Annotated in this window: 9 protein-coding genes; 6 read left to right on the top strand and 3 right to left on the bottom strand. The window is 43.9% G+C overall.

The window, feature by feature from the left end; all coding sequences use genetic code 11:
- Nucleotides 1-20: 20 nt before the first annotated feature.
- Complete coding sequence (locus AC3CHU_RS23930; RefSeq protein WP_488525862.1) at nt 21-1,115, top strand: substrate-binding domain-containing protein; 1,095 nt, start codon at nt 21-23, stop codon at nt 1,113-1,115.
- A 140-nt stretch (nt 1,116-1,255) separates the two neighbouring features.
- Here AC3CHU_RS23930 and AC3CHU_RS23925 read toward each other — a convergent pair whose 3' ends face one another.
- Together AC3CHU_RS23925 and AC3CHU_RS23920 are read right to left on the bottom strand one after the other, a co-directional pair.
- Nucleotides 1,256-2,938, bottom strand: coding sequence for an alkaline phosphatase family protein (locus tag AC3CHU_RS23925; RefSeq protein ID WP_488525861.1), 1,683 nt, complete (start codon nt 2,936-2,938; stop codon nt 1,256-1,258).
- A gap of 106 nt (nt 2,939-3,044) precedes the next feature.
- Nucleotides 3,045-3,833, bottom strand: coding sequence for a formylglycine-generating enzyme family protein (locus AC3CHU_RS23920; protein WP_488525860.1), 789 nt, complete (start codon nt 3,831-3,833; stop codon nt 3,045-3,047).
- 136 nt (nt 3,834-3,969) lie between these two features.
- Between AC3CHU_RS23920 and AC3CHU_RS23915 the strand changes: the two genes are divergently transcribed.
- Together AC3CHU_RS23915 and AC3CHU_RS23910 are read left to right on the top strand one after the other, a co-directional pair.
- Nucleotides 3,970-5,301 (top strand): anaerobic sulfatase maturase, encoded by a 1,332-nt coding sequence (locus AC3CHU_RS23915; RefSeq protein ID WP_488525859.1) that lies wholly within the window; start codon nt 3,970-3,972, stop codon nt 5,299-5,301.
- Nucleotides 5,302-5,388: 87 nt separating this feature from the next.
- Nucleotides 5,389-6,447, top strand: coding sequence for a hypothetical protein (locus AC3CHU_RS23910; RefSeq protein ID WP_488525858.1), 1,059 nt, complete (start codon nt 5,389-5,391; stop codon nt 6,445-6,447).
- Between the two features lie 161 nt (nt 6,448-6,608).
- Here the strand turns inward: AC3CHU_RS23910 and ggt are convergent, their stop codons facing one another.
- A complete protein-coding gene (gene ggt, locus AC3CHU_RS23905) occupies nt 6,609-8,339 on the bottom strand; it encodes a gamma-glutamyltransferase (RefSeq protein WP_488525857.1) in 1,731 nt (576 codons plus the stop codon).
- Nucleotides 8,340-8,947: 608 nt separating this feature from the next.
- On the opposite strand from ggt, the gene AC3CHU_RS23900 reads away from it, so the two are divergent.
- The 3 genes from AC3CHU_RS23900 (at nt 8,948) to AC3CHU_RS23890 (ending at nt 12,102) form a co-directional block, all read left to right on the top strand.
- Complete coding sequence (locus AC3CHU_RS23900; RefSeq protein WP_488526336.1) at nt 8,948-10,414, top strand: methyl-accepting chemotaxis protein; 1,467 nt, start codon at nt 8,948-8,950, stop codon at nt 10,412-10,414.
- A 131-nt stretch (nt 10,415-10,545) separates the two neighbouring features.
- Complete coding sequence (locus AC3CHU_RS23895) at nt 10,546-11,682, top strand: porin family protein (RefSeq protein ID WP_488525856.1); 1,137 nt, start codon at nt 10,546-10,548, stop codon at nt 11,680-11,682.
- 9 nt (nt 11,683-11,691) lie between these two features.
- Nucleotides 11,692-12,102, top strand: a complete 411-nt coding sequence (locus AC3CHU_RS23890) for a phosphate ABC transporter substrate-binding protein (protein WP_488525855.1) — start codon at nt 11,692-11,694, stop codon at nt 12,100-12,102.
- Nucleotides 12,103-12,177 lie beyond the last annotated feature (75 nt).

Genomic DNA, 12,177 nt, shown 5'->3' with positions numbered 1-12,177 from the left:
TCAAACATTTGGTAACAGTTATGCCGGGTCAAATTTGTAAAAACGTCTTGCTAACCCTACTGACAGCGTGTTTTTCCCTCCCTTTGTACGCCAAGTCCGACCGTATAAGGGTGGAGGCTGATGCTCAGAAACTCGAAAAATTTCAAGAGACTGTGAGTGGCGAACCGATTCTTTTGGCTCCAATGTCGGTAGAAAAACCGGTAAGAATTGCATTAATTTACCCAAGTGCAGATATTTCTGACTTTTGGACAAGAAATTACACAGCATTGAAGCAAAGGCTCGTCGCTTTGGAGTTACCATTTGAGATCAGCGAGTTCACCTCAAGGCAAATTGAGCACTCATTGCAGACCCAATACACCGAACAAGTGTTGAACTCTGAAACCCCTTACGACTTCGTTATTTTTGGCCCTTCTGAACTGGGTATTCAAGCTGAGAATATTCAAAAACTGTCTGCTTCGACAGAGTTCAAAACGTTTATTTGGGCTTTTCACACGCCCAATGAACAATGGAAACATCAACCGGATAGCTGGTTCGATTTTTCAAGCGCGATGGGGGCCGATGTCCTGTGTGATCATGTGGTGAAAGAGCTCGGCAACGACGTGGAATTTTCAGCGAATCGTGGGATACCGGGCATAACAGATACTCAACGCTCGCAAGGTTTCATTGATTGCGTAGAAGAGAAAGGTGATTGGTTAACAGTGTATGAGCATTTTGGGCAATACCAGAAGATAGGCGGTGCCGATGGAATTCGTTTAGTGCTCGGTAATTTCCCTGAGGTGACCATGGTTCACAATGCCAATACTGCGATGACCATGGGAGCGGTGGATGCATTAAACAATGCCGACATGTTGTCTAAAATCTATGTGACGGGTTGGGGCGGTACAGCGAAAGAGATTGAAAAGATTCGTACGGATGAATTGGATGCGACTCCAATGAGAATGAGTGATGATCTTGGTGTGGCAACGGCCGAAGCGATCAAGTTTCATTTGGAAGAGCGTGAAGCAGAAGTCCCATTGGTTTATTTAGGTCGTATCACAGTTGTACACAACAAGATGAATGATGACCAGTTGGATCAGCTGACCAGAGAAGCGTTTCGATATTCTGGTAAGAACTAGGCTAGATTCAATCTATCCTTTATCAATCAAAAAGAGCCGCTTATCTGTTTTGACTGAATCAGTCTGAATAAGATAAACGACTCTCTTAATGAGTGGGTGCTGGATTCGAAATCTAGCTCACGAAACCTTAGAGGTATAGTTTACTCAGTGACCTCTTGCAACACCTCTCCAATTGATCCGCTTGGTTGGGTTATACCCAGTTTGTTCGAAAGTGTTGGCGCAATATCGTATGGCGTGATTGCACGCGAGATCTTCTGAGCTTCAATGTCGTAGCCTGCGAAGATTACAGGGACGTGCGTATCGTACTTCCATGGCGAGCCATGTGTAGACGCGATTTGAAGGCCTTCCATATCGTTAATGTAACTACGCGGTGCAAATACCACATACACGTCACCAGAACGAGCAGGGTGGTAGTTGTTTTTGATTAGCTGCATCACATGAGTATCAGGCACTCGGTTGGCTGCAATATCGCTGCTTGATACTGCAAACGCCACACCTTTCACTTTCGCTATTTCATCGGCGATCGCTTCCTGCACTTTAGCTAGGTCAAGTTTCTTCTCTGCGATTAAATCGTGATTCAGATAGATATAAGGCTGTGCATACAAGCGAATGGCGTCTTTGGATAAACCAAATTGATCCTTCAATCTTTTTTCTACGCCACTCGAGAGCAGTGTGTCTTTATTGAAGTATTGAGCTTGATTGAAGCCAAGCGCATTTGCCGCAGGTGAAGATTCAGGGACACCATGATCGGCAGACAATACAATTAATGTATTTTTTAGCCCGACTTGGTTATCAACGGTTTTAAGAAGCTTGGCGATCGTCTTATCAAGTCGAATTAGGTTGTCTTCTGTTTCTAGGCTTTCAGGGCCGTATAAGTGCACCACGTAGTCGTTTGATGAGAAACTCACAGACAGATAATCAGTCACGTCACCTTGGCCTAACTTTTCTTGCATCAACAGTGTGCTTGCAAAGTTTTCTGTGATCTCGTCACCAGCCGGGCTAACGGTTAGCGTTGTGCTGTAGTACTTGTAACTTGCAGGGCCATAAGGGTGAGGGAAGGTGCGTTGGAAATCACCGAGTTTCACTTTGTGTTCGGTATCGTGTTCTTGAAGCGTGTACTTCTCACGTGGTAATGAGAGCTCCCACTTCTGTTTCGAGTACTGAGCAGCAATCGCTTTCTCGTTCCAACGTGATACCCAATCTGGATACTCGTCGTAGTAATAGTTGCTGGTGACAAACTCAGATTGCGCTTTGGAGAACCAGAAGGCTTTACCACTGTGTCCCGCCAATGAGATTGCGCCGCGGTCTTTCACTGATACACCGAACACTTTTGATTTTCCACTATTGGAAATCGTCAACTCGTCACCAAACGTGGTGGAAAGTATTGGCTCCGGAGAACGTCCATCGCCCTGTGCTGTCTTCTGCGTTGGGTCGATCTCAGTTGCTTTGTCGACACCCGCGCCAGAGGTCAACATTTTGTAGTTGCCGTCTTCTACGTTATACACCAAACGCTCTTCGCTGCGGTCATACCAAACGTTACCTACCATGCCGTGTACGCTCGGTGGCGCACCTGTTGCAAGCGACACATGGCCCACGATCGTTTCCGTGTTGCCATGTTGGTAGTTCGCGTTGGTGTAGTAAGTACCATCATCCATTAAGTACCGGAAACCGCCTTCACCGAAGTTGTGCTTATATCGTTCGATTAGATCTGCGCGCAGGCCATCTACCGTGATTTGAAGGACCAGATCTGGCTTATCCGCCGCCGAAGCAGGGAAAGCACAGAGTAATGCGAGTGTAAGCCCAGATAGCTTGGTGTATTGCATAGAGTTTCCTTATTCAGTATTGCCGTAGCGACTCAACGTTTGGATAGTGAAAATTGTATTTTTAATCTTTTTGGTGAAGGTTATTGAGCCGTAACCGTTGGCATCGTTAGTTAGTATCTTTAACTAAACGTAAGCCCATGTCAGACATGGTAATTGACTGACTTGCAAAGTCTCGACGGTAACTTTCAGATTCATTTTCGTCATAAGCAAAGCTGCCACCACGAACTGATTTGTGTGATAAACCCACGTCACTGTGTTTCGCGTTGTTAGGATTGTCTGTTGGACCGAATCGGTAAAAGGTGTCGTCGAAGGCATCGATTACAAACTCACCCACGTTTCCGGTCATGTCATATAAGCCTAGTTCATTTGGCTTCTTTAGCCCGACTGGATGTGCGCTATTTTTAGAATTTTCTGAGTACCACGCAACATCATCTAAGTTATTGGAACCACTGTAAGTATAGCCTTTGCTATTGTTGCCACCTTTCGCTGCAAATTCCCATTCAGCTTCAGTCGGCAGACGGTATTCTTCACCCGTAAGTTCGTTCAATTGTTCAACGAAGTAGTTCGCCTGTTGCCAACTTAAGTTATTGACCGGAACTTGTGGGTTTTGGAAATAACTGAGAGATGAACCCATCACCGATTCGAACAATTCTTGAGTCACCTCAAACTTCGCAATGTAGAAACTATCTACAGTTATATCTCGCGCTGGTCGTTCTGCTTTGGTCGCTTCAGGATCGTTCGAACCCATGGTGAATGTACCACCTTCAACTAGCACCATTTCTTGGTCGATTTGTTGAGCGATAGGGTGTGTAGGCACGCTCGCACAGCCGCTTAGGAAAATAGTCATGGTGATGCTGCTGATCGCCGCTAATTGTTTGTAATTGAAAAATTTCATCACGTGCCTCGAATGTTCGAAATAGAGGGCAATTTTAACGTTTAAGGTCATTCCTATTGGTTATAAAGGGTATAACATGCCACTGACTGAAATAGGCATTATGATGGCTACAGACACTAAGATAGGTAGATAAATCATGCACATTACTCAAGGTCCACAATACAATGGTAAAGCGTCTAAACGCTTGCATGTTATGGCTAAGCCAATTGGCGCAGCGTGCAACATTGACTGTAAATATTGTTATTACCTAAGTAAGCAAGATTTGTTGGAGTACAAGAAAGGCAGTTCTCCAAGAATGGATGATGAGACGTTAGAAACCTACATCCGACAATACATTGAAGGTCAAAACACGCCTGAAATTATCTTCTCATGGCAGGGCGGTGAACCGACCATGCTAGGTTTAGCGTACTTTGAAAGAGTGGTTGAGCTACAGAAAAAGTACCGACCTCAAGGTGTGTTGATCTCAAACGATCTGCAAACCAATGGCACATTATTGAATGACGACTGGGGCCGATTCTTAGCAAATAACAATTTCCTAATCGGCTTGAGTATTGATGGCCCTGAAATGCTGCACAATGCGTATCGTGTTAACAGAGCAGGCCGTGGCACATTCAAACAAGTGATGGCGGCCGTAGAGCTGCTCCACAAACACCAAGTGAAGTTCGCAACGCTGACTTGTGTGAATAACCTCACCAGTCAAAATGCACTTGAGGTGTATCGCTTCCTACGTGATGTGGTGAAGTCACCGCAAATGCAATTTATTCCTATCGTTGAACAGAAAACGTTCCGAACGGTTGCACCACAAACATCCCAAGTGAGCGAGCAGCTCAAACAAGGCGACAAACGCCTGATCCCCGGCCATAAAGACTCGATCATGGAATCGTGGTGTGTGTCGGACTTGGCTTGGGGTAACTTCCTTATTTCTGTATTTGATGAGTGGGCGAAGAACGACATCGGTAAAGTGTTCGTTCAGTATTTTGAAGCAAGTTTAGAAACATGGATAGGGCGTCCTAACCCGCTTTGTACCTTGAATGAGATATGCGGAAAGGGTTTGGCAATGGAGCCAAATGGCGATGTGTTCTCGTGCGACCACTATGTTTACCCTGAATACAAGATTGGCAATATTCATCACGAGAAGCTTGATGATTTGGCGTACAGCGCACCACAGCAAAAGTTTGGTTTTGCTAAATCACGCACAATGACCAGTCAATGTCAGCAATGCGACTACAAGTTTGCTTGTCATGGTGAATGTCCTAAAAACCGCTTTATCAAAACTCGTGCCGGTGAACCGGGCTTGAACTACTTATGTGCAGGTTGGCACAAGTTCTTTTCTCATGTCGACAAGTCGATGGCTTATATCGCTCGTGCGATGGGGCATCCGGTTACTCATGGCAAATTCAGTGACTCAGTATTGATGGCACATCGTGCAAAACAGGCGCAACAAACTACGTTCGAGACCAAGTTTTAACTCGTCTTTTGGGTCAACAGATCCAAGACAAATTTAATCAGATACGAGTCTAAGGACAGGCTAAGTTCTCCAGTTTAAGGTAATACTATGATGAAGAAGAGTTTAGCGACGGCTGTTGCTTTATTGATTTCAACGTCCGCATTGATTTCAACGTCTGCGATGGCAGCGAATAGCGTTCAGCAAACTGTTGACGCACCGGCACAAAATATCAATCAAGTGCTTGAAATGACGGACACACAAACCCGTATTCAACAGTTGTCTTACATGGCACAAGATCAAAATCAGTCCATTGAAAACCGCACTGGCGCGCTGCAGGAGCTAGCATCATACCCAAGCCAGAATGCGCTGGTGGCAGTTGCGCGAGGCTTAAAGGATCAAAACCCTGAAGTTCGTGAAGCGTCGGTTATCGGTTCTGCACCGTATCAATTGGAGCACCGTTGGGCGTTGGTTTCTCCTTTGCTAAAAGACAGTGATTCGATGGTGCGTCACACAGCGACATCCAATTTAGTTCGTGATTACAATACGTTAGATGACGAGCAGAAAGCTCAAATAGAACAGCCTGTTGCTGAGCTAATCACATTTTTGGAAACACAAGAATCTGAAAAGTTTCAATTGTTGTTCGCTGACGTGCTCCGTTGGCACAATGAATGGGATAAAGCGGAAACGATTTATATTGAGTTAATTAATACTCACCAGAAAGACCCTCAAGTTTGGTTGAGCTACGCGGATAACTTCCGAGCTCAGAATAAAGATCAACAAGCGGTCGAGGTGTTGGATCGTGGTTTGAAGAACGTGCCGGACAATGCAGCGATGCACTATTCTAAATCATTAACTTTGGTTCGCCTTGAAGACAAGGCAGCAGCAGCTAAAGAGATTGAAGTAGCAGCAGAACTTGCAAAAGATAACAGCTACTACTGGTACTTGAATGGGGTACTACAAGAAGAGCTGGATATCGACAAATCGACTGAATCGTTCGAGAAGGCGTATTTGATCTCTGGTTCTCCAGAGCAGTTATATGCGGTATGTGATATCTACGTGCGATACGGCAACGACAAGACCGATGATTGCTTAAGTGAGCTAGGTAAAGTGGCTCCTGACTATGTTATTGAGCAGTTGAAAGAGAAGCGAGTAGCGCCAAGTTCATAATATTTGAATGAGTAAATAGATAAGCCGCTTATGAAAAGCCAGTCGAAATATTCGACTGGCTTTTTTGGATCTAGAGTTCTGTTTGGAATGTCTTTTAAAGCAAAGCACAAGTTGGAAACATCTAAAGTGGGTGAGCTTATTCTCTCACCCGTTAAGTTAAATTATTCGCCCATTGAGGTGGATGCACGGCGTCTGTCTGTCGCGCCATGGATCTTGCCATCTTTGATTTCAATGGCGTTCAAACCGCTGACCACTGGAATGACATGTACTGGGTAACCGAGCTGCATAAATTCTGGAACCAACATTTCAGCGTAAGTTTTCTTTTCGACCAATAAACCCGTTGGGTCATAAGGTTTGGTGCGATCTATCTTGGTGCCGTATTGGATGTTTGGAAGGTCAATTGCTTCCTGCGCAGACAGATCCCAATCTAAAACACCAACCACGGTTTTTAACACATACCCCGGAATTTGTGAGCTACCAGGAGAACCAACCACTAAACGCAGGTCGTCTTTTTTATCCATAACCATTAACGGGGTGATCGCGGAACGAGGTCGCTTACCTGCTCCGATAGCGTTTTGAGTCGGTTTACCGTTTATTGTGGGTTTGGTGGAGAAATTTGCCATTTGGGCATTAAGAATCACGCCGTCGACCATTACCCCTGACCCCATGCCTGTGCCGACGGTACTGGTCATTGCAATGGCATTACCGTCTTTGTCGATGATAGATATGTGCCCTGTATCTTGGCTCTCAAAACCTTGATATTGAGCGTAATCGGTATCAGATAGCTTGCCTGCTTTCGGTTTTGTTTTCGCAATGCCACTCTCCGGAATGAGCTTACGTCGCTCGTCGATGTAGGTTTTGTCGAGTAGGGCAGCAATTGGCGCTTCAATGTAATCTGGGTCACCTGCATACGCAATGCGATCGGCTTTGGCGATTCTCATGGCTTCAGTCATCAAGCGCCAAGGTTCAACATCAGTTTTAGACATGGCGGCTAAGTCATAAGCTTCTAACATTTCAAGGCTTTGAGCAACCATCACGCCACCAGAGGCTGGATAACCGAACGAGACAATCTTGTTGCCTCGGTAGTCGCTTTCAATAACCTCACGCTGTTTGACTTGGTATTGTGCAAAATCTTCTATAGAGAGCTTTGCGTGGTCGGCATCGATTCTGCTGTTCACAGTTTCAACGATGTGCTTACCAAACTCGCCACCATAAAGGTACTTATCGCCTTGTTGAGCAATGTTGCTAAGAGTGTCAGCAAGCTTTGGGTTCTTCATCAATGTGCCGGTTGGTTTGATTTGGTCGTCACTCCAATACTGGGCTTCGATTTCTGGATCTTCAATCAATCGTTTTTGTTCACGAACCACGATGTCGTAGGTGTAGCTGTTCATCGCGTAACCCTTGCTTGCCAGTTCAATCGCGGGTTGAACAAGCTCAGACCATGGTAGCTTTCCGTATTGTTGATGAGTGCTATAGAGCAAACGAAGCGTGCCGGGAACGGCAACAGATCTTGGTCCTAAAATCTCATTTCGACGGAGTGCTTTACCATCTTCCATAAACATATTTGGAGTCGCACTTGAGGGCGCTTCATCACGCCCATCCAGTGCGAGAAATTGGTCTTTGTCTTTTTGATAAAACAGCGCAAAAGTACCACCGCCAATCCCTGTCATATCCGGTTCAACCACCGACATGGTCATCTGCATCGCCACCATCGCATCGACCGCATTACCGCCTTGCTTGAGTACCGAATACCCAGTGCTGCTTACATATGGATTCGTTGCACTTACCATAAACTCTTCGCCAGTTTCGTCTGGCGTAATTGGAAAAGGATTTGGCTCAGCCGCGAAACCGACCGCTGAAACCAAACTTAAAGATAAAGTCGCTATTCGCATGCGTTCTCCGTTTAAGGTATCTGTTTATTCGCTCTAGGTTGACTGAATAAAGGCGGTCAAGTTCGTGAGTTTTCAGCCTTCTTACACAATGCTGACGCTGCTGACAGAACCATTAAATAGTAGAGAATTTTGTGGTTCAAATTTATTACGAAGCTAAATGTAAGAGGAAACTTGGGTTCTTAATATTGATTTAACTATCGTGAAATCCCCACTCATGAATAACTAAAGCGAGTTTGGAATATGATGAGTTTCAGTCTTATGGTGAGGTGTTCAGTTTGATGTTGAACTTGTTTTTAATAAAGAACTCAATTATACCCACTGATTTATATGGTTATTCTCTTTTATAAATAGTATTAACATTTCTGTCACTATTTTCGTTGTAACAGATTGATATACTGGTCAGATCTGTTATTGTTCAAAATATATGTGCGGTTCATCATACTGTTTAACAAAGGGAGCTTATGTTTACACTATCGATCAAAAATAGGATTTTGGCTTTATGTTTAGTGTCGCTAGTAGGATTTACTAGTATTCTATTTGTCGGAGGGGATACGTTAACCAGTAACACCCAGCAGGTTAATCGAATTGACCAAGTTACTTATCCGGTTATGAATGCGGCTTCATTGAATAGTGTATTGATTTCTCAATTAGCTGAGCGCTTTAATTTGGCAGTGACTCTAGGCGATGAAGAGATTTTGGAGATGAACAAGCAAACTCTCGCTGAGATTCAAAATAACTTCAACATTCAAATCTCTCTCGATCCTTCGTTACAGAGCTCATCTGCACTTCTGCAAAATAAAACTAATCAATATTTTGAGTTAGCTTACCGAATTGCTCAAGGCATGATAGATGAAGAGATCAGCCTTAGTGAAGCAGGGCGTCTTGCAAAACAGAGCACCGCAATCTTAGATGAGCTTATTTTGGGTATTCATGAGTTTTCTTTGGCTCGTCAATCAGAGTTTGAAAGCGCAGTGCAAGATTTAGAATCAAACAATAAAAAAGCTAACCAAATCATGAGCGTGTCTGGTGCTGTAGCCATGCTTGCGATGTGTATCTTTGGTTGGTTTGTGGTGAAAGGTATACGTAGAGACCTCGCGAATATCAGTGACAAAATGCGTGATATTGCTGAAGGAGAGGGAGACTTAACGGTTCGTCTTCAGCATGAAAAAAATGACGAACTGAAACCTTTAGTAGAGTCGTTCAATAGCTTTGTCTCTCATTTACAGCAGAACGTCACACACACTATAGGTAACGTTACTCAGCTGGACACGATCTCTGGTTCACTTGTTAAATCAAGTCAAGTAACAAGTCAATTGTCGACTAAGCAGCACCTCTCTATTGAAGAAGTATCAAGCTCATTAAATCAGTTGTTTCTTGCCGCTAGAGAAATCGCTACGAACGCTAATGATGCTTCGACTTCAGCTTCCAGTGCGAGTGAGCAAGCAAGCTTAGGAGAACAGCAAGTCAAGAGTACGATTTTAGCCGTTCAAGAATTAACGCATGATGTAAGTAATGCATCGCTAGTGGTTAAACAGCTAAATGACAACACACAGAGTGCTGGCTCAATACTTGAGTCGATCAGTTCGATTGCAGAGCAAACCAACTTGCTTGCGCTCAATGCGGCAATTGAAGCTGCGCGCGCTGGTGAACAAGGCCGTGGCTTCGCTGTCGTTGCTGATGAAGTAAGAACGTTAGCATCAAGAACTCAATCATCTACACAAGAAATTCAATCTGTACTATTACAGTTGCAAGACCAAGCTAAAACTGCATCGTCTATTATTTCAGATAGTGTTAAAAAAGCTGAAACTTGCGTTGAGAAATCCCTGGTAGCTGAGAACTCGCTACAAAAAATCACATCAGATATCACTGAAATTAGCCAACGAAACGAAAGTATTGCCGCTGCGACTGAAGAGCAAGAGCAAACCTCCACTCGTATCGAAACGTTTGTCGAAGAAATTCGTAAGATGGCAGAAGGCACCAGTAATAGTGTTCAGCAAGTCGACGCCGTGGCGCAAGATATTCAAAAAGTGACTCGTAATCTTTCAACATTAACTGGCCACTTTAAGGTCAGTTAAGTCCCCTTGAATCATTCCCTCTTCCTTTCGGCCGTGCCTTAAGGAGGGCGGGAGTATGCCCCAAATATGGGCTGATTATACAAAAACAATTATATAAAAAACGAAAAATCACATAACAATTGGAGTTAGTTATGAAGAAGACAGTGGTTGCTGCCCTAGTAAGTATGGCGTTTGGAGCAAATGCTGCAAACATGGATGATCTTCGAATTAGTGGATTTGGTTCTGTAGGCATCGGTAAGTCGGATAATGCGATCGGTTATGCGGGTTACACAGATGAAAAATTAGATTGGGAGCAAGAGACATTAGCAGGCTTACAATTTGATTTTCAAGTAAATGAACGTGCTAAGTTTGTGACGCAAATCGTTGCAAACAGCCGTTATGATTATGAGCCAAAAATTGAAATGGCGTATGCCTCTTATGATTTTGAGGCCTTCACAGCTCGAGCAGGTAAGTTGCGTTTACCTTTGTTTTTCTACTCAGATTACACCGATCTTGGTTATGCATACCCTATGATCAGAGCTTCTCAAGAATTGTATGAAAACATTGTTTTGAAGGGCTACACCGGTGCTGATTTATTGATTCCGATTGAACTTGAAGATTCAAGTATTCTTCTTCAGCCAGTGGTTGGTATCGGTACTATTGATGAAGATGACTCAATTGTTGGTGAGGTGAAACTGGATAAACTATTCGGTATCAGTGCCAACTGGAACGTTGATGATTTTACTTTCCGTGGTTCGTACTTTGTTGCTGAGTCAAACCCTTCTTGTGATTTCCAAAACTCACAAGACCCGTATTGTCAATTGGGTGCAATGCTAGATAGCCAAGATGGTCAGTTCATCTCCTTGGGTGCTCAATATGACAATGGTGATCTGTTAGTTAATGTTGAAGCTGCGGATGTTCAGTTGGAAGGGCAGTTTTATGACTATCAATCGGTTTCTGGCTTGGTCGGTTACCGAATTAATGAATTTACGCCTTACGTTTCTGTTAGCTGGGTTGAAACAACAGACAACGAAGAACGTGAAAACATGACTACGACGGCAATTAAAGAGTCGATGAATTACGAGCGTCTTTCTTACTCTGTTGGTAGTCGTTGGGATTTCGCTAAGAACATGTCTTTAAAAGCGGATGTGACGTATGTGGATTACCGAGATACTAGTGGTGGGTTCCAAAGCAATGTTGAAACAACAGCAAACCCATATATTGCAACGGGTAACTACGTTGAAGACAGCTCTATTGTCTATTCAGCACGTCTTGATTTCGTATTCTAAGGAGGCAACATGAAAAGTTTACTGGCAGCAATAACCGTAGCGGTTCTTTCATTTAACGCTTCTGCTGGAATGGTAGTGATTGGTAACAATGCTGGCGTTGATTCTCTATCTAAATCTGACGTTAAAAAGTTATTCATGGGTAAGAAAAGCAAGCTATCGAATGGTACCAAAGCACAGATCATCGAGCTGGCTGATGGTTCTGAAGGTCGACTAGCCTTCCATGAGGTGGCGACGGGACGCAGCGAATCACAACTTCAATCAGCGTGGTCGCGACTTGTATTTACCGGTAAAGCTGAAGCGCCAATCCAGGTTGCAGACTACAAGGAAGCAATCACAACGGTTGCTTCAAAAACCAACGCAATTGGTTATGTCGACGAAGCCGCTGTAACAGGTGACGTGAAAGTATTATTTAAATACTAAGCGTTGTTTGCTTACCAACATTAAAAAGCCCAAGGTTATTTGATTACCTTGGGCTTTTATTTAATGGTGATTGTT

The sequence above is a fragment of the Vibrio sp. QJM3NY_39 genome (assembly GCF_057785895.1).
This window is presented reverse-complemented; position numbering and strand designations above follow the sequence as displayed.